The organism is Termitidicoccus mucosus, assembly GCF_038725785.1.
In the GTDB taxonomy this organism is placed as follows: Bacteria; Verrucomicrobiota; Verrucomicrobiia; order Opitutales; family Opitutaceae; genus Termitidicoccus; species Termitidicoccus mucosus.
In genome coordinates this window covers 4,821,129-4,842,458 of record NZ_CP109796.1, presented here as the reverse complement: position 1 = coordinate 4,842,458, position 21,330 = coordinate 4,821,129, and the positions used below count along the sequence as shown (strand labels likewise).

Here is a 21,330-nt window from a genome sequence, read left to right as displayed (position 1 = left end):
GAAAAAAGAAGCCTGCGCCGTCCGGCGGGCAGGAAGCGTAAGAGCCAGTCAGACTATAGAAAAATGTCGAGCCAAAATTACCCACTTCAATGGATCTAATGCCAATTTAACAAGGAAGAATATTTTTGGTATTCCATTATTTTTAATATTATCTAAATCATAATCAAATACTTAAAACATACAACCCGCTTGCTTGCGAATTGACATGAGGCCCTTCACCTGCAGATAGTGGGAATCTTGGGCGGATCGGTAAGGTTTATGCAAAAACTCCCATGGGATTTGCATCCTCGCATGTGTTCGCCGCCTGACGGGTCATGAGGTTGCCACATCCATGCCCGCTTCCTTGCGCGCCGGTCGATGCTGCAGGCTTGTGGCGGTCGCCGGGATGCGCAATACATCGCGGCTCGCATGCGCATCGCCGTCTGTGTTTTCACGCGTCTGGTTCTTGCTGCCGCGCCGTTTCTTGCGGCGGCGGTCGCACGCGCCCAGTCGTATGCGCCGGAGGTCAACTACCACGACCCCGTGCAGCGTGTGTTTGTGGTCGAGCTGGCGCGCGTGCTGGCCTGGCGCGAGAACCTTGCGGGCGCGGGCATCGCGGAGGTGCGTTACGAAGTGCGCTGCGACGAAAGCGGCGCGTGCGTGTGGATGCTGCGCTGGCTCGACGCGCAAGGCGCGCTGTGGCGGGAGATTCCGCTTTTCTACGCGGCCCCGACACTCGCGGACGGCGCCGGATTTTACCGCGAAACCGTCGCGCAACTGCTCGCGCACCGCTGGACGGGTTTCGATGCGGATGCGGATGCCGCCGCGCGCGCCCCGAACGCCGCGCAAACGCTCGACGAGGCATTTTGGGACGGGCTCGGGCAAATGGGGATCTCGCGCATGGCGACCGTGCGCGCCGTGATCGCCGACGAGTCCGCCGTCACTGATCTCCGCGACACCGCCGCCGCCGCGCGCATGGCCGGCCAGCTCCTCGCCTGCGCCGTGCCCGGCCAAGCCTCCATGCTCACGCTGGACTCGACGCTCGCGGCGCGCGGCGCGGCTTGGCTCGCGCTCGCGGAACACGCGGCGGACGCGGCCCCCGCCGCCGGCAAACCATTCGCGGCATCCTGGCGCCGCTGGGCGGTCGTCCTCTGGCTCGCGAGGCGGCAGGCGCAGGCGATGAAAATGTGGCACCTCGCCGGAAGCCCCCCTGACGCCTTCGCCACCACCGCCGAGGCCCAAGCCCGCGGCTGGTGGCAGTTCGTGCTCACGCCGCGCCAGCCGGACAAAATTCACATCGCCGATTCCCGGCGTCTCGCGCCCAAGCCGCGCAAAAATCCCAACCTTCACCCTTATCTGAACGAACCGCCGAAATCGCCGACGCCACAGCAGTTCGCCGCCGCCGTCGCCGCCGCCAACGCCGACGCCATTGCCGCCGCCGACGAACGCGAACGGCTGCGCCTCGCTCTCAAGCCCCGCGAGCCGGGCGAGTTTTATCTGGAAGCCGCGCGCCACGACGCGCCCGCCTGGTCGGCCGCGCTGCTCGCCGCCGGCGCGGTCGCGGAAGGCAGCGCGCGCAACATGGTCGCCTGCCTCCCGCTCGTCTCCCATTTCGAGCTGCAATCCGAGCACGACTACGCGCCGCTCGTCGCCGAGGCCCGCAGCCGCCCGCACGAGCCCGTCATCGCCCGCTGGATGCAAGCCGCCCGCCGCGACTGGCTGCGCACGCTCGACGACCGTATCGAAAATTCGAATACGACAGAAAACGCGGTTCTCCCCTCCCCCGCCGCCGGCGATTCCGTGCTGGCCGACGCGGTCGCCGCCGCCCGCGTCGAGTCCGAACGCGACACCGCCGTCTATCCCGACGGCGCCCTGGCCGGATTTCCCTCGCTCGCGAATCTCATCGGCCTCGCCTACCGCGAAGGCGCGGGCCCGCTCGCGCCCGCCGCGTCCGTGACCACGCGCGACCTGCTCAACTTCGGCTGGGAAAACACCGGCGTGCAGCTCGCCGCCCGCCACGACTTTCTGGCCAACTGTTATCCCTCGCCCCAGCTCGCGGCGAATTTCAAGGCCGCCGTCGCCGCCGCCCTCCCGCAACTGGCCGTGTTTTTCCAGCAAAACAACTGGGACGCCTCGCTGCCCGCGATTGACCACCTCGACCGGCTCCAGCGCATCGAGGCCGCGGGCGCCCCGATGTTTTTTGCGCCCGGGCCGGTGTTCGGCGTCGCCCTGCCCGCCGGCGCCGCCTACAGCCCGCCGCGCTGCGGCTACATGGCGATGCGCGGCTGGCTCTTGCGCGGGCAGTCCGCGTGGGCGCTCCTGGGGCTCGCCGCCAGCAGCACCGACGCCCTCGCGCTCTCCCGTCTCGTGCGCCGCTCGCACGACGAAGGCGGTCCGCTCAACGACCACCGTCTTCTCGCCGTGCTCTCCAACCCCGGCAACGCGGCCAACTTCCGCCGCCTGCCCGACCTCGACGCCCTCCGCGCGCTGCTCGCCTCGCGGCTCGCCCCCGGCGCGCTCCCGCCGACCACGCGCATCCACGCCTGGCAAACCCTCCCGCCGCTCGAACGCGCCCAATCCGCCGAACGCGCCTTTTGGGAAACACCCGGCGACGATTACCTGCTCTTCACCCTGAAAAGCTACCTCGAAGCCAACGCCCCCGGCGCGGTCGCGCGCTTCCACGACCAGGCCATCGACTTGATGGAGCGCCCGCAAAACGGCATGGCCGCCGGTGTTTACCGCCTGCTTCCCGCCATGCTCGACCTCGACGAGGACGGCATGACCGCGGTGCTCGTCCGTGAAAACGCCCTGGGATTCTCGTGCTACCACCCGCGCCTCTATCCCGCGCTCGCGCTCGGCCGCCTCGACGAGCTTGAGGAGATGCAGACCTCCATCGCGCGGGCCGATCCGCAAAACGTATTCTGGGGAAAAATGATGCCCGGCCTGCTTTCCACCTGGCGCGCGCTCGGCACGCCGCAGGGGCTGGCCGCGCTTCGCGCCTTCGCCGCCGAAAACCCCTTCTCCATCGAATACCTCTGGGTCTTTTCGCGCGCCGCCCGGCTCACCACCGGCGAACGCATCATCCTCTTCGGCGGCGGCGAGGCGGGCGGCGCGACCGGCGCGCGCGCCTGCGTGGTCGCCCGCCTGCGCGGCGACCGCGACTCCTTCGACGCCGCGTGGAAAACCGTCTTCCCCGGCGGCACCGAAAACGTCGCCTACAACATGGAGCACATTTTGCTCTGGCGCCTCCGCCACGAACTCTTTGCCGATCGGCCTCTCACCGATGCCGGGGCGCCCGGCCTGCGCCCCGCCGATTGGAAATCCATCCCCGAGCAAGTCGCCGAAACCATCACGGAACGCCTGCGACCGGACAAAACCGGACCCATGAATTAACCGCGAAGGGCACGAAGACCGCGAAGAAAGGAATCCCTGCAACAACCGCAAGAACACGAAAAAAGAAAAACAGAACGACTCGCTTTTGGCGTCCCTTGTGTTTTCACGGCTGGCCCGATCATTCTTCGCACCCTTCGCCTCCTGCGCGGCTCAATCAAAAAACAAACAACGCCGACAACAAACACCACGCCACCCCGCCCCGCCATGAAAAAATACCTTCCTCCCATCGTCTCCGCCCTTTTTGCCATGACCGTCACCGCCTCTGTCTTTTCCCAGCCGCCGCCTGCCGTCTCGCCCGAAGTCCACGCCGACCGCACGGTGACGTTCCGCCTGCGCGCGCCCGACGCCGCCACGGTCGTGGTGCGTTGCGAGGGCTTGGCCGGCCCCGCCCCGCTCGTGAAAGACGACGCCGGCCTGTGGTCCCTCACCACCGCGCCGCTCGCGCCCGACATCTACAGCTACACCTTCCTCGTGGACGGCGTGCGCATGACCGATCCCGCCAATCCGCTCCTCAAATACAACCTCCTCGCCAGCGCCAGCGAAGTCCACATCCCCGGCGCGCCCGGCGACGCGCTCCCGTGGGACCGCCACGATCCCGCCGTCCCGCGCGGCGTGCTCCACCGGCATTCGTTTCGATCCGGCGTCTCCGGCGACGAGCTTGATTTTGTCGTTTACACCCCGCCCGGCTACGATCCGGCGGCGGACGCCACTTATCCTGTTCTGTATTTACTCCACGGATACAGCGACGACGCCGGCTCCTGGACCGCGACCGGCCGCGCCCACATCATCCTCGACAACCTCATCGCGCAAAAACGCGCCCGCCCGATGATCGTCGTCATGCCGCTCGGCTACGGCACCCTGGAGGTCGTGACCGCCGGCTGGGCGCGCATGCGCGAGGGCGGCCTTTGGACGCGCAACGTCCGCGCCTTTCGCGACATTCTCACCCGCGAGGTGCTGCCGCGAGTCGAGTCCGCCTACCGCGTGTCGCCGCGCCGCGGGCACCGCGCCATCGCCGGGCTTTCGATGGGCGGCGCCGAGAGCCTCGACATCGGCCTGAGCCATCCGGAGCTTTTCGGCTGGATCGGCGCGTTCAGCTCCGGCGGCCTGCCGGAGGATTTCGACACCGCCTGGCCCGGGCTCGGCGATGCCGCCGCCCCGCGCCCGGCGCTGCTCTGGATCGCCTGCGGCGAGGAGGATTTCCTGCTGGAAAACAACCGGCAGCTCTCCGCCTGGCTCGCGAAGAAGGAAGTGAAGCACACCTTCACTGTCGGCCCGCTCGGCCACACCTTCCGCGTCTGGCGCCCCAATCTCGCCGCCTTTATCCCGCTGCTCTTCCGCGAGTAATGGCACTATTTCTCCGAACGAACAAAGGCCATTTGACACACTCCCCTCCCTCTTGCAGCTTGTGTTTTTCTTTCGACACCAACCCTATTCCAGTCACCCGGTCACCAAACTTTAGCATTCATACTTTTTCGCGTAGCTTCGGCTGCTGTTCACAACGAAACCTAGGAAATTTCGTGGCACAAGAGACATCGCTGAAATGCGCCCCTATATTGGGGCGCATTGAAAGCGTCCTCTTGTGAGGCTCTCCTAGGTGCCTGTTGTGGGGCGCAAGTAAATGCGTCCCTCTTTTTTTGTTTCAGGCACCCAGGGCGATCCTCGCAAGGGAACTCCCGCAGACAACGGCAAAGGCAGGCGCGAGCCCATTGCCGTTTATGCACGTCTCGCTTCCATCATGCTTGGAAGGGGTGTGGCGCGTCGCGCCTGCCGCTCCATTTGTTCCCGCTCACCTGCGCGACAGGCCGGGAAAAATCCTTTTCATCACGCACCTGGCGATCGGGGACTACGCGTATCTCCAGAATTTTTTCAAGGCGCTTGCCGGGCGCTTTCCCCATTTGCAAATCCACCTGTGGGTGGACGAACTGCGGTGCACAAAAAACGCGGCCAAGTGGGAGGGATTGAGAAAATACATATTATACGACTGGCTGGCCGCCTGCCCGTTCATCCAAAAAATCTACAGCCAAACCTATCGCCCCGATTTGCGCGCGGAGTCCATCACATCGGCGCGCCGGGAAAACTACCCTATTATCATCTCCCTCGCGTTGGTGCGTCCCCATCGCTACGCCGCGCTTGCCCGCAAAATCGGCCCGGACAGCTTTGTTGCCGGCATCAGGCGCTTTGCTGGCGGACTTCGCGGCCTTGTTCATGATTTTTCATATAAAAAACTGGATATCGCGCTTCCGTCCGAAATTCGCGGCATTGGTCATGTCAGCGAAATTTTCTCCTGCTGGTTTCAGTCTCTGTTCGGCTTTGGCCTCACCTTGAGGGAACGCCTCCCGTTCGTGGACATTCCGGATGAATGGACGCGCTGGGCGACCGGTTACATAGACACCCTTGGCGCGGCAGGAAACCCCCTTGTGTTTGTCAATCCATCGGCCAAAACACCCAGGCGCTGCTGGCCGATGGCGCATGTCGTCGAATTGATAAAAGCCATGCGGCAACAACCCGAATGGCGCGACGCGGTCTTTCTGGTAAATGCCCTGCCGGACAAAATCCCGGAAACCCTGGCGCTTGTCAAAGCCGGCGGACAGAAACGGGTTCATGTGTTCAGCGCGAATGACAATTTTTTCCAGCTCCCGGCGGTTTTGCGCCGGTGCGCGCTGATCATTTCCGTGGAAACCGCCACCATGCACCTGGCGAACGCCGTCCGTGTTTCCGCCGTGGCTTTGATGCGCAAGAAAAACCCCGAATGGCACCCGCTCGATGCAGCAAACAGCAAAATCGTCACCGTCTCCAAACGGCGCGACTGGATAAAAGAAATCCCGCCCGGGCGCGTTCTGGACGCGATGAGGGGATTCCCGCCAGCCCTTGCGGAGTGACAAATGTTCAAGCCAGCCAACCTGCATTTTCAAGTGTCCTTATGAAAATATTTCATTCCCTTTTCATTTTTCTGATCGGAGCCGCACTGCTCCTGCCCGCGGTTGTATTTTTAGGCATCAGCGCGCTGTTCGGAAAACTGGCAGGTCTGTTCGACACCGCATCGTGGTGGCTGGAGGAGACTGCGGACGCGCTGAATCAAAAGTGGAGGACCAAATACAAATGAAACCGGAAACACCCGCTCCGCCGGTCCCCGCCGGTTTGCTCGAAAAGCCGGGCAAAATCCTCTTCATCATGCACCCGGGGATTGGCGATTTCTGCTACCTCCAGAATTTTTTCCGTGAACTGGCCGCGCGTTTTCCATCGCTGGAAATGCACCTGTGGGTCGGCGAGCACCGCATAACCGATGACCCCGCAAAATGGGACGGCCTGAAAAATTTCATCTTATACGACTGGCTGGCCGCCTGTCCGTTTTTCAAAAAAATATATAGAAACAACTATAGTCCCGCCGGCCTCGCCGCCGCCGTTGCCGAGGCGCGCGCGGGAAATTACCCCGTCATAACAACCCTCGTCCTCACTCGCTGGCACTGGTATGCAAAACTCGCCCGAAGCATTTGCCGCGACGGCATTGTCATCAGCGCCATGCGCCCGTTTGATATCAAGGGCTGGCTCAAGACATTTCCCTACAAAAAACCCGACATCGCTTTCCCCTCAGCACCGGCAAAGGTGGAGCACATCAGCGACATTTTCTCATGGTGGTTTCGGCGCCTCTTCAGCTGCGGATTGCCCGTGGAAAAACGGATGCCTTTTATGCACATCCCCGGTGAATGGACGCGCTGGGCGGATGGCTTCATAAAGAAAAACGGCACCGACGGCAAAAAACTGGTATTTGTTAATGTCACAGCCAAGGACTGGAAACGCTGCTGGCCGCTGGAAAGCGGTTTCGCGGTCATAAAAAACATGCAGCAACATCCAGTGTGGAAGGACGCGGTTTTCCTGTTAAACACCATGCCGGAGGCTGTCGCTCAAACCCAGCGGAAACTGGATGCCTCCGGGTTGCAAAACACGCGCCTTTTTAGTGCCGCCGAAAATTTTTTCCAACTCCCATCGGTTATGCACCGATGCGCGCTTGTCCTCACGGTGGACACCTCGACCATGCACCTTGCCAACGCCGTACGCGTCCCGCTGGTGGCGTTGATGCGCCTCAAAACCTCCCTCTGGCGACCGCTTGATACCCAAAATACCAAACTCGTCACAACCACGCGGCGCAGGGACATAATGGACGAGATTTCTCCAGCCCGCACGCTTCGCGCAATCCTGACCCAAAAACAAACAATTCATGAATAACGCGCAGCCAATCAATATTTTCATGGCATTCAACGATGCCTATGCACAGCACGCGAGCGTCACAATCGCGTCAATCCTCTGCAACACGCGAGCGACTGTTCATTTTTATATCCTGAATGCGGACATTGCAGTGCAAACGCGGGAAAAGATAAACGCGCTTCGCAATCTTGGGAATCTTGAAATTTTTTATGTAACAACTGACAAACGGTTGTTTTCCGATCTGCCGACCTACAGATGGCCGGAGGAGATATGGTTCCGTTTGCGCATCCCGTGGATCAAGATAAATCTAGACAAGGCGCTTTATCTCGATTCCGATATTGTGGTCCGAAATGACATAAGCGAATTATGGGACGTAGATGTCTCGAACGTTTTCGCGGCAGCGGTGGAGGATATCGCGTCTGGTATAATGGAGACAAAAAAATTTCTTTCAAAATTCCTGCCGGATGGGATGCCGTATTTCAATTCTGGAGTCCTGGCCATGAACTTGAAAAAGATACGGGAAACATACGGGTGGGAATCACTTGCCGCAATTGCATATAAATATAGGGATGTTATCAAATATCCCGATCAGGATATCTTGAACATGGCATTTGGTGGAAATGTTCGCTGGCTGCCTCTCAAATGGAACGTGAATGGAGGCGATTTTTTTAGGGACAAATCGCCATTTTCAAAGAAATACGCCCGGGAAATCGCAAGTGCCCGGGAGGACCCGGCGATTGCGCATTTCACCGGTGAGGGGAAACCATGGATAATCCCCTCCGGATTGTCTGCGAATCCCTATGCTTCCGAGTATTTCAAGTATTTGCGCCACACTCCGTTTGCCGAAAACGAGGCGAAAATTTTCAGCGCAACACCCCCGTGGAAAAACAACCTCCGGTATTGGTGGCGCCATCCCCTCTTCTTTTTGAGGAGAAAAACATGGAATATCAGACACGCCCAGCGCGTGTTAAAAGAAAAATTCGAGCAATAAAAATATTCGATAAATAAACAACCGGCTTATGGAGAGCCGGAATTTATTTCGTATATGGCATAACATTTCCCTTGATCGGGTATGGCAATCGGGCGTGGGGTAGCTTCTACTGAGGCCCGCAAAAGACCACGATAGGGCGATACTTTCCACGGCAACCCCGGACTTTTGGCGGGACGAAGCCGGGAGCGCGGGCATTCCTGCCCGCGTGCCTGTCCGTCGCGGGCAGGAATGCCCGCGCTCCCGGGAAAAGCCTAAAACCAGTGCCGCCGCCAGCATTGCCTCGCGGCGCAACCCCGCGTCCGCGCTTGCGCCGCCCCCGCCCGGCCCGGCATGCTTTTTCTGCGACTTTCCTGCGACCCACCGTGTTCTGCGCATGAACAATGATCCTCCAGTGCCAGCTTCCTCCGCGGGGCCGATGAACCCGGCAGACGATTTTGCGACGTTTATGCGCAACTACCAGAACATGGTCTTTACCACGGCCGTGCGCATCGTGGCCAACGACGCACAGGCGGAGGATATTGCCCAGGACGTGTTCCTGAAAGCCTACGAACGCTACGACGACCTCCGCAGCAGCCCCTCCGCCGGGGGCTGGCTCAAGACCGTCGCCACCAATCTCTCCATCAATCACCTCCAGCGCTACCGCAACCGCTGGCGCTTCTTCTCCGAGTTCACCCGCGATCACGACGGCCACGACGACGCGCCCGCCGTCGAATGGGCCGCACCCGACACCTTCCACGCCGGCCTCGAACAGGCCGAACGCCGCGCCCGCCTCGAGCAGGCCCTCGCCCGGCTCCCCGATCACCAGCGCGTCCCGCTCGTGCTCTTTCATTTCGAGGACATGCCCTACGACGAAATCGCCCGCACCCTGCGCGTCTCCCTCTCCAAGATCAAAACCGACATCCTCCGCGCCCGCGCCGCCCTCGCCAAGCTCCTCGCCCCCGCCGACTTCAACTAAGATAAACCCTTCGCCGATTCCGCCCGCCCGCCAAATCCTCCTCATAAACGTCATGAACGAACAATCTTTCCGGCCTCCCGCGTCGCGATCCGACGATGACACGCTCGCTCCCGTCATCCACCGCGCCCTCCGCTCCCTGCCCGGGCGCACCGCGCCCGCTGCGCTGGAGGTCCGCGTCATGGCGGAAATCTCCCGTCGCGCCGCGCTCCCGTGGTGGCGCCAGTCCTTCGCCCGCTGGCCGCTTCCCGCCCGCGCCCTGCTCCTCGCCGCCTCCGTCGCGGCCGCCGGGCTCGTCCTTGTCCTGGGCATCACCGTCCTTTCGCCCGCGGCGCCCGCCGAAACCGCCGACGTCCTCCGGCCCGCCACTTTCCAGGCCGCGCTGCAAACCGCGTGGAAAATCCTCTCCGCCGTATTCGAAAAACTGATACCATCCTCGTCCCGCCTCTGGTTCCATGCCGTGCTCGGCGTCATCGTGGCCGCCTACGCCGGGCTCCTCGCCTTCGGCGGCGCCGCCTACCGCCTTCTCTGGCAAAACCGCTGAATCCGCGCCCGTCCCGCGTTCCCTGCCTCTTTCCTCTTCATCCCCTTCCACGCCGCATCATTCGTCACCATTTTATGAATACAATCCGCCGCCTCCTGCTTCTGCTCGCCGCGCTCGCTGCCATCCTGCCGGAGGGGATCGCACTGCGCGCCGACGAGCCCGATCCGCCGCCCGCCACCCCGGACGCCGCCACGCCCCCCGCGCCCGCGTCTGCGTCTGCGTCTGCGTCTGCGTCTGCGTCTGCGATCGAGCCCGGCACCGACACGCCGCCCTCCCCGCCTGCGCCCAAAAAACCGCGCCGCAAACACCATTCCGACCGGCAAGTCATCGTCACCCGAGGCTCCGACGCCATCCTCGCCGAAAACGAGCGCGCCGAGACCGTTGTCACGATTCTGGGCAACGCCCTCATTCGCGGCACGGTGGACGAGGCCGTTGTCACCATCCTCGGCGACTCCGTCATCGACGGCAGGGTTGACGAAGCCGTCGTCACCATCGTGGGCAACCTCCGCGTCAACGGCCACGTGGACGGCGATGTTGTCGCCGTCAACGGAGGCATCGAGCTCGGCCCCGACGCCCGTGTGGACGGCCAGCTCGTCGCCATCGGCGGCCCTATCATCCGCGATCCCGCCGCCCGCGTGGACGGCCAGACCGTGCAAATCGGCTATTACGAAAAAATGCAGGCGTTCACCGGCTTTCGCACCTGGTGCCGCGAGGCCCTGCTCAAAGGCCGTCTGCTCTCTTTCGACCCCCGCACCGCGTGGGCATGGCTCGTCGCCGCCGCCTGCCTTGGTTTTTATCTGCTGCTCGCGCTTTTCTTTCCCCGCGCCATCACCCGCTGCGCCGAGGTCCTCGAACAACGTCCCGGCATGACGCTTGTCAGCACCCTCCTCACCCTCATCCTCACGCCCCTGCTGCTGGTCCTGCTTTCGTTCACCGGCATCGGCACCTTGTTGGTGCTGTTGGCCGTGTTTGTCGCCGGATTTTTTGGCAAAGCCGCTTTCCTCGCCTGGCTCGGACGAGCCCTGCTGCGCCCCCTCGGCATCCGGCAAACCGCGATTTGCGTGCTCCTCGGCGGCATGGTTCTCGCGCTGCTCTACGCCGCGCCCCTTGTCGGCATGCTCGCCTGGAATGTCACCGGCGCGCTCGGCCTCGGCATGCTCGTCCACGCCACCATCCTCGCCGTGAAACGCGAACGCGCCATCCCGCCGCCGCCTCCCGCCGCGCCCGGCGGCGGCGCCCCAGCGCTCCACGCCGTCCTCGCCCAACCCACACCCGCCGCCGACAGCGCCCCGGCGCCCACCCCGGCGGCGGCAATTGCCAGCGATGCACACGAGACACCCCCTGCGGCGCGAACTGCCAGCCCGTTCGACGCTGCGACCGCGTCGCTCGCGCCAGACGCGTCCGTTCCGCCGCCGCCACCCCAGCCGCCACCGCCCTTCGCTTCGCATCCGCCGCCATCGCCCGCATTGTGCGACGGCACCGGCGCGCCCCCGTCCGTCCCCCTCCGCGCCGGATTCTGGATACGCCTCGCGGCGGCGACGATTGACTTTGTGCTCATCCTTTTCATCGCGGGGCTCGTTAACATCGGGAAATACACCCCCGCGCTCTACGCCCTTTATTGCGGAGTCCTCTGGACTCTGCGCGGCACAACGATAGGCGGCGTGGTATGCGGCCTGAAAATTGTGCGACTTGACGGCCGCCGCGTAGACTGGAGCGTGGCGCTCGTCCGGGTGCTGGGGGGCTTTCTTTCGCTTATCATCGTCGGCCTCGGCTATGCATGGGTTGCCATTGATGGCGAGCGCCAGTCCTGGCACGACAAAATCGCGGGAACGACGATTATCCACGCGCCCAAGGGGCAATCCCTTGTTTGAGGAAACGGCAGGCAGCAAGTGGCGAGTCCCAAGAAGAGCCGGATTTTTCTGACAAAAAAGCCATTGACAGCCTCCGTGTGCGCGCCCAGCGTGCCCCTCCCTTAATTTGTTGCAGGGTGGAGCAGCCTGGTAGCTCGTCAGGCTCATAACCTGAAGGTCGTTGGTTCAAATCCAACCCCTGCACCCAATTTGAAAGCCCTCCCACTGCTCGGCAGGGCTTCTTGTTTAGAGAGTTACACAACTCCACTGAGGCGACTTCACGAATGCAACATCAGGCAACTTTGGGCAACTTTTGGAAGCAATCACCAAAGAAAGCACCAAAGTTTTCCGGTCAGTTTTTCTCGAAATCCAAAATATCGCGCACAGCCGACATCCAAACTTTTCACCACACCTTTCACCTGCCGACAAAAAAGCCCCTTTCTTGAAGGGGCTTTTGCATGTTTGCGAATCATGCGAGCGTCTCATCTTTTTTTAAGCAGCCGCAGCAACCACAGAAGCGGGCTCCGATTCGTTGCTTTGATACCCCAGTCGCGCATACGCTTGTATCTCGTCAGATTGATACCGCCATGTGCCTGGCGTGACTTCCACCAAATGGAATATCCCGCGTCGCGTCAGTCGCCATAGTGTAACGCGGTTCACACTCAACTTTTCCGCTGCCTGTTTTTGCGTCATCAAAAAAGCACCGCCAATCGATTGAGGCTGAGCTGCACCGCCAGAAAGCAGCTGTCGTATTGCAGCACGTTCTGGCAGCGTAAGACTGCTGTCGCTGTTCAAAACGGTCTCGATGATAGCGCGACTGGTTGCATTCATGAGCGCATAATACCCCATCTGCACTAAGAGAATAGGTGCTGCACCGGTATGCCAAATGCCTCGATTTTCGCTCTGATGGCGTGTGTCTTGAACGCGTTTAGACACTACATGCAAAAATCGCGTTTTGTTCTGAAAAATCGCGGAGATGTCCAATACACGGGAAAATATTCCGGGCATTATGGCGGCACGATTTCACCTGATTTCGCCGCAGACAGCGGAGGACGGGAGAAATCGAAAAAACCTCCGCCATGAAAAACCTCTCCCTCACAAAACTCATCGCGATTCTGTCCGTCGCACTTGCGACACTGGCGACGACTCCGGCGCACGCCGCGCAAATCGCATCACCGATCATCCTCGCCCAAGTTCCCACGCAAGTTAAGACTGGTTTCCAATACGGTTTGGGGAATCCTCTTTATGATAGGGCTCATATGAGGCGTCATTAACATCTGGACAGGAGCCGACCGCCTCAAAAAAGGCGACGGCAAGATGGGCATTGTGTCCGGCACCCCGGACGCATTGCGCGGGTTGGGTTTGCGGCAGGCAAACGCGCCCGCGCCCGACCAAGATCAACTTGCCGCATAAAACTTGCTGCATAAAGCCACGACCGGGCGGATGCGTTTTCCCCTGGCGCATCCGCCCGACTTTTTCGTTTCCGCGACCGCACCTGCGGGAAAACAACCCACACTTCCCCGAGGAAAAATCCGCGCGCCACGTGACGCCCTCGCATGAATGCAATGAACACCACCACTCCCGCAACACCCTCCCAAGCCATCCCGCCGCGCCCCGCGCTCACCGACATCAACGGCCTGCGCCTCGGCGGGATTTTTCCGACCGGGCGCGAGCCGTCCGTGCGCACGCTGCGCGAATGGACGCGCACCCGCCGCATCCCGCATCATCGCATCGGGCACTTTGTTTACTACGACCTCGCCGAGGTCTCCGCACATATCCGCACCAAGCTGCTCGTGCCCGCTCGCGGATAATTCATAATACAGTCGGAAATCTCCAGCGCCATATGCGTCACGCATGTGGCGTTTTTGTTTTTACGCGCCGGAAAAATGCGCGCGAAAAATCCGGACAAATCCGCAGCAGGGCGCGCCTCTATTTTGATTCCATGAACGGAGGCAGGATGCGCGGCGAAACAACCGCATCCATGAACACACAAAACAAAACCAATCCCGTCCAAATATCCGCCCATCCCTCCGCTCAAACACCTGCCCGCGCGTCCGCCGGTGACGATGCGTTTTTCACCGATCCCGTTGGCCCGAAGGCCGAGGCCCGCGCGATGGCGGCGGAGGCCATCACGCACGTGCTGCTGTGGATTTCCGAGGGCACCACGCTGGAGCAGCACGGCCTGCGCGCATCCCTCGTGCTGCACCAGGTCCGTCCCGACCTCATCGGCGGCATGACGCTGGAGGAAATCGGCGGACTGGCCGGCTGCACCCGGCAGACTGTCCACAAACTCGCGGACGATTTTCGCAAAAACATGGGGCTCGTATCATGAGAGCGGATGTGATCACGTCGCCGGATTCCCCTGCCTCGCCCGAGGCGTGCCCGTACCCCGCCTCCCGCTCGCGCGAGTCATCCGCCATCGTTGAAATCAACCGCCTGCACGCCGAGGCCCGGCGGCTCGAATACGACTCGCGCCGCGCGCTCGATTCCGCGCTGATGGCTGCATGGCGCGCGGGCAAACTTCTCATTGCCGAGAAGGCGCGCATCCGCCGCCATGCTGGACGCGGCGCGTGGCTGCCATGGTTGGAAACGTGTTTTCACGGCGGAGTGCGCACTGCGCAACGCTATATGCAGCTTGCCCGCCGCATTGGCGATTCCGCATCCCTCCACGGCTTGAGCCTGCGTCAAGCCTGCCTGCGGCTCGGTATTGCCATCTCGCCGAAAAGCAGCCGCACCGGCCCGCAAGTGCTCAAACTGCCCGCGCATATCACACTGGCCGCAAGGCTCACCCGTTGCCTCCGAGCCCGCGCGCATACCCTCCAAGGCAAACCGCAAACCAGCCCGCCCGAACTCATCGCCCTCTATGCGCAATTGCGCACATGGTGTGAACCGGCGCCATGATAGGAAGCGCGGCCACCTGAGGAATTTTGCAGATGGCACCATTTACGAGGCAAAATGGCGCTTTTGCGGGAGGGACGGCCTCCGTGCCGTCCGTCTGTTTGGACGCGGACGGCACAGAGGCATCTCCACCTCCTCCCATATTATAAAAGTATATGCCCGTCACTGACAGCGTCGCTTCATATTGTAAAAATTACATGAGCACAGCCCCGTGTGTTCCAATGCTTCCGCCGTCCGCTTGCGACTGGGAGCGCCGGCATCCTGCCGGCAGACGCGCGCAGCGCGCCGGCCATTTTTGCCCCTCCGGAAATCGCATCCGGCCCGCCGGACACGCTCTCTGGGCGGCCTCCTCCCTCTTTCTTTCCCATCCGACACAAACCAAACCATGAACCTGAAACCCGGCCCTAAACCGCCTGCATCCCTGCTCGCCGCGCTCGGCATCCTCTGCGCCTCCGTGTTGAGCTTTTCCGCCTTCGCGGAAACCAAAGTCGTCACCAGCGGCACCGTCGTGGAGAGCGGCAGCACCTACGCTGGCACCAGCACCCAGGCGGCGCTGGACGTCACTGGCGCTGGGACTGAATACCAAGGCACCGGCATCACCCTCAGCAACAGCTATAACCACAACATGAGTTACGGCAGCAGCGGCTATGGCGTCCGTGCTTATGACGGAGCCGCCTTGTTCCTCACCGGTGGCACCGTCAGCACCAGCGGCCGCAGCGGAGACGGGATTTTTATTTACTACAATAGCAGCGGCACGGTGAACGATGTGGACATTACGACGACCGGGGAATGGAGCTACGGCGTGGATGTGGCTAATAACTCCACCCTGGCGCTGACCGGCGGCACCATCCGCATCGCCAACAACTACGGGGACGGGATTATGATCGCCGATAACAGCACCGGCACGGTGACCGGCGTGAATATTACGACTGAAGGAAACAGCAACTACGGCGTGAGCGTGACCAACCAACAGCCGCCACCCTATGGCAGCCAAACTTCCATCCTGACGCTCACCGACAGCGTCATCCACACCCGGGGCGAATCCAGCTACGGCCTGTATGTCAACAGCAACAGCAGCGGCACCGCGAGCGGCCTGGACATCGAGACGGCCGGAGTCGGCAGCATCGGCGTGTCCATTGACCGCTCCACCCTGGATCTCACCGACAGCGCCATCCGCACCAGCGGCACCCAGGGTTTTGGGCTTCGCGTCAGCAATAATGCCAGCGTCACGGGGAGCGACGTGAACATCGAGACGGAGGGGAATGCCGCCCACGGCGTGTACATGATCAATGCCACCCCCAACTCCTCCACTCTGGCGCTCACCGACAGCCGCATCCGCGTCACTGGCAGCGCCGCGCACGGGATGTATCTCACCGCCACCAGCAGCGCCACGCTGGACGGCGTGGACATTGTGACGGAAGGGCAGGCCAGCCGCGGCATATACATGACCAGTTCCTCCACCCTGACGCTGATCGACAGCGCCATCCGCGCCACCGGCACCAGTGCCTACGGACTGTATCTCTACCTCAGCAGCGCCACCGGCGGCGGCACGACCATCGAGGCGACCGGGAGCGGCGGCTACGGCGTGGTGGCGTATGCCGCCGACCTGGCGCTCACCGGCGGCACCGTCCGCGCCGCCCACACCGGGCTTTATCTCGACGCTTACGGCCAGACCGCCACCGCCACGCTAGACAACGTGAACATCGAATCGACCGGGAGCGGCGGTCGCGGCGTGGTGGCGTATGAATCCACCCTCGTCATGACCGGCGGCACCATCAGCGTCAAAGGCAGTGCCGCGCACGGGATATTTCTCGACGCCAACAGCAGCGCCACGCTGGACGGCGTGACCATCTCGGCGACCGGGGCCAACAGCTACGGCGCGCGGTTGACTTCCTCCACCCTGACGCTGACCGACAGCGACCTCACCGCCACCTACACCGGGCTTCAGAGCGCCACCAGCAGCGTCACGGGGACCGGCGTGACCATTGCGGCGACCGAAAATTACGGCTACGGCGTGTATGCGATTTCCTCCACCCTCGCCCTGACCGACGCGCACATCGCGGCAACCGGGGCCAACAGCATGGGTGCGTTGTTGACTTCCTCCACCCTGTCCCTGACTGACGCAAACATTACGGCGGGCGGGGCCGGCGACATCGGCGTGTACTTGCAAAGTTCCTCCACCCTGGCCATGACCGGCGGCACCATCAGCGCCAACGGCAGCGGCGGCTACGGGCTTTATCTCGCCACCACCAGCGGCGCCTCGCTGGAGGAGGTGAGCATCTCGGCGACCGGGGCCGGCGGCTACGGCGCGCTCGTGTGGACCGCCCCCCTGACGCTGACCGACAGCGACATCACCGCCGCCTACGTCGGGCTTTATCTCGACCGGAATGGCCGCGCCACGCTGGAGGACACGGACATCACTACGACCGGGTCCGCCGGCATCGGCGTTTACGTGCAAAATTCCTCCACCCTCGCCATGACCGGCGGCGCCGTCACCACCAGCGCCCCCGGCGCGCGCGGGATTTATCTCAGCGCCAACAGCAGCGGCGCCTTTGACAACGTCACCATCACCACCACCGGCACCGGCGCCCACGGCCTCTCCCTCGTCACCTCCGCCACCGCGAGCTTCACCGGCAGCATCACGACCGGCGGCACGGCGGCGCACGGCGTCAACCTCAGCGGCATCGGCACCGCGCTGATCTTGGGCGATGATGTCAGCATCACCGCCAACTCCACCGGCGGCGGCATCAATCTCACCGGCAGCGGCGTGACGCTGACCGTGGGCGACCGCCTGACCATCAACTCCGGCGGCATCGGCATCAACATCGCCGCCGGCTCCGTCATCACCGCCCCTCTGGATAACGTGGACATCACCACTCGCAACAACGGTGCCCACGGCATCGCCTACGCCTCCGCCCTCGCCCCGCTGGTCCTGAACGGCGGCACCATCACCGCCACCGGCACCGGCGCCAATGGCATCACCCTCTCCGGCTCCTCCACCCTCGCCATGACCGGCGGCGCCATCGAGACGTTCGCCAACACCAGCAGAGGCATCTATGTGGGAAGTTCGGCGCCGAGTGTCACGACCCTGGAAAACGTCAACATCACCACGCATGGCGACAACTTGAGCAACGGTGTTTACGGCTATTACCACTATAACGGCGCGTTCACCATGACCGGCGGCACGATCACGACCACCGGCAGCAGTTCAGCCGGGATACTGCTGCATGGCGGCAATTCCACCTACACCCTGCGTGATGTTACGATCCGAACCATCGGGACGGACAGCCTAGGCATCTCCGCCATGTTCGGCTTCGATTTCCAAGTCAGCGACAGCGTCATCACCACCGAAGGCGACGGCGGCCACGGGGTCAATTTCAACGGCGGGGTGATGAACGGCACCTTCGACCGGGTGACGGTCGCCACCACCGGCCGCGGTGCACATGGGATTTTTCTCGACGCCAACAGCAGCGGCACCGTGCGCAGCGTCGGCATCACCACGCAAGGCGCCGACGCGCACGGCCTTGTCCTCGCCGGTTCCGCCACCGCCGCCTTCAGCGGCAGCATCGTCACCCACGGCACGGCGGCACACGGCGTCAACCTCGGCGGCGTCGGCACCGCGCTGACTTTGGGAGATGACGTCAGCATCACCGCCAACGGCAGCGGCGGTGGCATCAACGTCACCGGCAGCGGCGCGACCCTGACCGTGGGCGACCGCCTGGCCATCAACTCCGGCGGCGTGGGCATCAACATCGCCGTCGGCTCCGTCCTCACCGCGCCCCTGAACAATGTCACCATCACCACCCGCGACACCAACGCCCACGGCATCAACTACGCCTCCAGCCTCGCCCCGCTGATTTTGACCGGCGGCGTCATCCAGACCAGCGGCTACGGCGCGCATGGGATTTTGTTCACCGCCACCAGCAGCGGCACGCTGAACGGCGTGGATATCGCGACGACCGGGACTAACGGCGTCGGCGTGTCCGTGAACGATTCCTCCACCCTGACGCTGACCGGCGGCACCATCACCAGCGACGGCGACAATACCGCCCTCGCCGTCACTGACACCGGCTCCCGTTTCAAAGGAAACGACCTCGCCATCATCGGCACCGGCACGCAAGTCGGCCACTATGCGCTTACGACCGCCAACGGCGGCGTACTCGAACTCGAAAACAGCACGATCCGCACCGTGAAACAAGGCGTCGTCGCGAGCTTCGGCGGCACCATGCACCTGCGCGATGTTGACATCACCGCATGGAACCGCGGCTACGTGACGGTTGAGGGGCGGCTGGAAGTCACCGGCGGCTCGCTCCACATGGACATCGACGCGTCCCAGACCCAGGCATTCTATAGCAGCGGCGCCAACGGCTATCTTATAATCAAGAATGTGACCGCCTCCGTAAACACCCCCGATGCCCTCGTCGCCGGCATCGTGCTCCTCAACAACGGCCACATGGACATCGAAAACACCACCCTCGACGTCACGGGACTGCCCGGCGCCACCTACGCCGGCTCCCTCAGGGACGGCGCCTTCAACGCCACCGGCCTGACCCTCACCAGCAACGACGCCGGCATCATCATGCGCGGCAATCTGGACGCCACGCTCACCGACTCCCGCATCACATCCGAAACCAACACGATCCTCATACAGGACGACACCCTCTCCGCCGGCGCCGACCGCGCCATTGAAATCAACGGCGGCAGTCTGATCGCCCGCCAAGGCCCCCTCATAACCACGGCAGGAAGCGAGCAAGGCCGCAACGCAAGCATCACCATCAACGACACCACGCTCGCCGGCGACAAACTGCTCGTCAGCGACAAAAACGTGAATATAGAACTCACCCTGACCGACGCGCACACCGCCGCCGCCGGAGGCATTGACCTCGGCGCCAACAGCGCGGGAAATTATAATATCAACATCCACGGCGGCACCGGTATCAAAGGCGATGTGACCAACAGCGGCTCCGGCTCGCTGACGCTAACCCTGCGCGACGCCACCCTTACCGGCAGAACCACCGTCAACACCGCCGCCACCCTGACCGTAAACCTCGGCGCGCAATCCGTGTGGAACCTCACCGCCGGCTCCGCGCTCACGCACCTCGCGCTTGCCCCCGGCGCCCGCGTGAATTTCCCCGACCCTGCGCAAAACGCCGGCGCTTATGCCACGCTCACCACCGCCACGCTCGGCGGCGCGGGCGAGTTCGCGCTGCACACCGACATCGCCGCCGGTGCCGCCGATCGGCTCAACGTCACCGGCGAGGCCGGGGGCGCGCACCGCCTGCTCCTCGCCAATGAAAACGGCGACGCCGTCACCGGCGCCGAACCGCCGCTGCTGCTGGTGGAAACCGCCGGTGGCGCGGCCACCTTCAGCGGCACGACCGCCGCCGGGCTCTATGATTACAGCGTGCAAAACGGCGCGCAGATCGACGCGAACGGCGCGCAGGGCCTGAGCGCGACAAACTGGTATCTCGCCCGCGCCGGCCTCTCTTCCACGGCGGACGCGATCATCAACACCGCCGCGATGCTGGGTCGTGACTGGCACTACTCGCTCGACGCGCTTTACCTGCGCATGGGCGACATGAGAGCCGAGTGTCTGCCCGGCCCCGTAGGGCCTGACCTCGCGTCAGGCCGCGCCCGCAAAACCACGCCCGAAACCCAATCCGGCGCGACGCAAGGTCGCGCCCTACAGCGTGCCGCGACCGGCAACATCTGGGTACGCGCCCGCGGCTATCGCCTCAACGCTGGCCCCGGCCTCACCGGCCGCGCCTTCGACGAATACGCCTATGGCCTGACCGCCGGTGGCGACAAAGCCTTCCGCAACGACGAACGCAACCGCACCGTGCTCCTCGGCGCGTTCCTCGACCTAGGCCGCATCACCCGCGACTTCTCCGGCGCGGGCAACACCGGCGACACCGGTAGCCTCTCCGCCGGGCTCTACGGCACCTGGCTGCACGACGCCGGCTGGCACGCCGACCTCGTCTTGAAAGCCGACCGCTACAAACACCGCTTCGATGCGCGCACCGCCGACGCCCGCCCCGTCCACGGCGCCTACTCCAGCGGCGCCCAGGGCCTCGCTCTCGAATTGGGCCGCCGCCTCGAAGCCGGCGACGGCTGGTGGGTCGAGCCCGCCGCGCAGGCCGCCGTGGCGTGGCTGCGCGGCGCGAACTATCGCACCGCGCCCGGCAACCAGAGCCTCGACGTGAAGGTGGGCACCGCCCGCGCCGCGCAATACCGCGCCCTCGTCCGCTTCGGCAAACAACTCCGCGACTCCCGCTGGCAGCCCTATGGCAAATTCGGCGTGATGCGGACCGACACCGCCGGCGGCGCGATCCGCGTCGCCGGGGAAACCTTCACGCCGGACTACGACGGCTGGCGCGAGGAGTTCGGCCTCGGTGCGAGCTGCCGCCTCGATGCGGGGAGCCAGTTGTATTTCGATTATGAATACGCCAAGGCCGCCGCCTACGAGCGCCCTTGGTCCATCAACCTCGGCTACCGCCGGCTCTGGTAAACGAAGGCCGTC

The 21,330-nt window shown here is 63.2% G+C and carries 15 protein-coding genes and 1 tRNA gene; 15 read left to right on the top strand and 1 reads right to left on the bottom strand.

Translation table 11 applies throughout. The annotated features are described in order from the left end of the window. The first annotated feature begins 408 nt into the window (after positions 1-408). The 10 genes from OH491_RS16910 (at position 409) to OH491_RS16865 (ending at position 12,120) form a co-directional block, all read left to right on the top strand. Entirely contained in the window at positions 409-3,372 is a 2,964-nt protein-coding gene (locus OH491_RS16910) for a hypothetical protein (RefSeq protein ID WP_068770412.1), read from the top strand. A 204-nt stretch (positions 3,373-3,576) separates the two neighbouring features. Then, positions 3,577-4,716: an alpha/beta hydrolase gene (locus tag OH491_RS16905; RefSeq protein WP_068770413.1), complete on the top strand. Its 1,140-nt coding sequence runs from the start codon at positions 3,577-3,579 to the stop codon at positions 4,714-4,716. Between the two features lie 371 nt (positions 4,717-5,087). Continuing rightward, positions 5,088-6,251 (top strand): glycosyltransferase family 9 protein, encoded by a 1,164-nt coding sequence (locus tag OH491_RS16900; RefSeq protein ID WP_084442189.1) that lies wholly within the window; start codon positions 5,088-5,090, stop codon positions 6,249-6,251. A gap of 41 nt (positions 6,252-6,292) precedes the next feature. Further along, entirely contained in the window at positions 6,293-6,475 is a 183-nt protein-coding gene (locus OH491_RS16895) for a hypothetical protein (protein WP_068770415.1), read from the top strand. Then, positions 6,472-7,596 carry a glycosyltransferase family 9 protein gene (locus OH491_RS16890; RefSeq protein WP_068770416.1) on the top strand — a complete coding sequence of 375 codons (1,125 nt, stop codon included), beginning with the start codon at positions 6,472-6,474 and terminating at the stop codon, positions 7,594-7,596. Before OH491_RS16895 ends, OH491_RS16890 begins: the two co-directional genes overlap by 4 nt. After that, entirely contained in the window at positions 7,589-8,566 is a 978-nt protein-coding gene (locus tag OH491_RS16885) for a glycosyltransferase family 8 protein (protein ID WP_068770417.1), read from the top strand. The genes OH491_RS16890 and OH491_RS16885 overlap by 8 nt, the downstream gene beginning before the upstream one ends. Before the next feature lie 415 nt (positions 8,567-8,981). Continuing rightward, the gene (locus tag OH491_RS16880) at positions 8,982-9,521 is read left to right on the top strand and encodes an RNA polymerase sigma factor (RefSeq protein WP_068770418.1); all 540 of its coding nucleotides are present in this window, start codon (positions 8,982-8,984) and stop codon (positions 9,519-9,521) included. 52 nt (positions 9,522-9,573) lie between these two features. Continuing rightward, positions 9,574-10,062, top strand: coding sequence for a hypothetical protein (locus OH491_RS16875; protein ID WP_068770419.1), 489 nt, complete (start codon positions 9,574-9,576; stop codon positions 10,060-10,062). Positions 10,063-10,136: 74 nt separating this feature from the next. Continuing rightward, entirely contained in the window at positions 10,137-11,933 is a 1,797-nt protein-coding gene (locus tag OH491_RS16870) for an RDD family protein (protein ID WP_068770420.1), read from the top strand. 110 nt (positions 11,934-12,043) lie between these two features. Then, a tRNA-Met gene (locus OH491_RS16865) sits at positions 12,044-12,120 on the top strand. A 284-nt stretch (positions 12,121-12,404) separates the two neighbouring features. On the opposite strand, the gene OH491_RS16860 is transcribed toward OH491_RS16865, so the two are convergent. Continuing rightward, positions 12,405-12,896, bottom strand: coding sequence for a helix-turn-helix transcriptional regulator (locus tag OH491_RS16860; protein WP_334319307.1), 492 nt, complete (start codon positions 12,894-12,896; stop codon positions 12,405-12,407). Positions 12,897-12,991: 95 nt separating this feature from the next. Between OH491_RS16860 and OH491_RS16855 the strand changes: the two genes are divergently transcribed. The 5 genes from OH491_RS16855 to OH491_RS16835 all read left to right on the top strand — a co-directional run bounded on the left by OH491_RS16855 (position 12,992) and on the right by OH491_RS16835 (position 21,318). Then, complete coding sequence (locus tag OH491_RS16855) at positions 12,992-13,186, top strand: hypothetical protein (protein ID WP_068770421.1); 195 nt, start codon at positions 12,992-12,994, stop codon at positions 13,184-13,186. 291 nt (positions 13,187-13,477) lie between these two features. Continuing rightward, positions 13,478-13,723: a helix-turn-helix domain-containing protein gene (locus tag OH491_RS16850; protein ID WP_334319308.1), complete on the top strand. Its 246-nt coding sequence runs from the start codon at positions 13,478-13,480 to the stop codon at positions 13,721-13,723. A gap of 170 nt (positions 13,724-13,893) precedes the next feature. Beyond that, positions 13,894-14,244 (top strand): hypothetical protein, encoded by a 351-nt coding sequence (locus tag OH491_RS16845; RefSeq protein ID WP_145928794.1) that lies wholly within the window; start codon positions 13,894-13,896, stop codon positions 14,242-14,244. After that, the gene (locus OH491_RS16840; RefSeq protein ID WP_068770424.1) at positions 14,241-14,813 is read left to right on the top strand and encodes a hypothetical protein; all 573 of its coding nucleotides are present in this window, start codon (positions 14,241-14,243) and stop codon (positions 14,811-14,813) included. Before OH491_RS16845 ends, OH491_RS16840 begins: the two co-directional genes overlap by 4 nt. A gap of 382 nt (positions 14,814-15,195) precedes the next feature. Next, positions 15,196-21,318 carry an autotransporter outer membrane beta-barrel domain-containing protein gene (locus OH491_RS16835; RefSeq protein ID WP_068770425.1) on the top strand — a complete coding sequence of 2,041 codons (6,123 nt, stop codon included), beginning with the start codon at positions 15,196-15,198 and terminating at the stop codon, positions 21,316-21,318. The last annotated feature ends 12 nt before the right edge of the window (positions 21,319-21,330 follow it).

Coding starts and splice junctions, on each gene's coding strand:
- OH491_RS16885 (WP_068770417.1), top strand. CDS start 7,589: ATGAATAACGCGCAGCCAATCAATATTTTCATGGCATTCAACGATGCC.
- OH491_RS16880 (WP_068770418.1), top strand. CDS start 8,982: ATGAACCCGGCAGACGATTTTGCGACGTTTATGCGCAACTACCAGAAC.
- OH491_RS16840 (WP_068770424.1), top strand. CDS start 14,241: ATGAGAGCGGATGTGATCACGTCGCCGGATTCCCCTGCCTCGCCCGAG.
- OH491_RS16910 (WP_068770412.1), top strand. CDS start 409: ATGCGCATCGCCGTCTGTGTTTTCACGCGTCTGGTTCTTGCTGCCGCG.
- OH491_RS16895 (WP_068770415.1), top strand. CDS start 6,293: ATGAAAATATTTCATTCCCTTTTCATTTTTCTGATCGGAGCCGCACTG.
- OH491_RS16855 (WP_068770421.1), top strand. CDS start 12,992: ATGAAAAACCTCTCCCTCACAAAACTCATCGCGATTCTGTCCGTCGCA.
- OH491_RS16845 (WP_145928794.1), top strand. CDS start 13,894: ATGAACACACAAAACAAAACCAATCCCGTCCAAATATCCGCCCATCCC.
- OH491_RS16905 (WP_068770413.1), top strand. CDS start 3,577: ATGAAAAAATACCTTCCTCCCATCGTCTCCGCCCTTTTTGCCATGACC.
- OH491_RS16850 (WP_334319308.1), top strand. CDS start 13,478: ATGAACACCACCACTCCCGCAACACCCTCCCAAGCCATCCCGCCGCGC.
- OH491_RS16835 (WP_068770425.1), top strand. CDS start 15,196: ATGAACCTGAAACCCGGCCCTAAACCGCCTGCATCCCTGCTCGCCGCG.
- OH491_RS16870 (WP_068770420.1), top strand. CDS start 10,137: ATGAATACAATCCGCCGCCTCCTGCTTCTGCTCGCCGCGCTCGCTGCC.
- OH491_RS16875 (WP_068770419.1), top strand. CDS start 9,574: ATGAACGAACAATCTTTCCGGCCTCCCGCGTCGCGATCCGACGATGAC.
- OH491_RS16900 (WP_084442189.1), top strand. CDS start 5,088: ATGCACGTCTCGCTTCCATCATGCTTGGAAGGGGTGTGGCGCGTCGCG.
- OH491_RS16890 (WP_068770416.1), top strand. CDS start 6,472: ATGAAACCGGAAACACCCGCTCCGCCGGTCCCCGCCGGTTTGCTCGAA.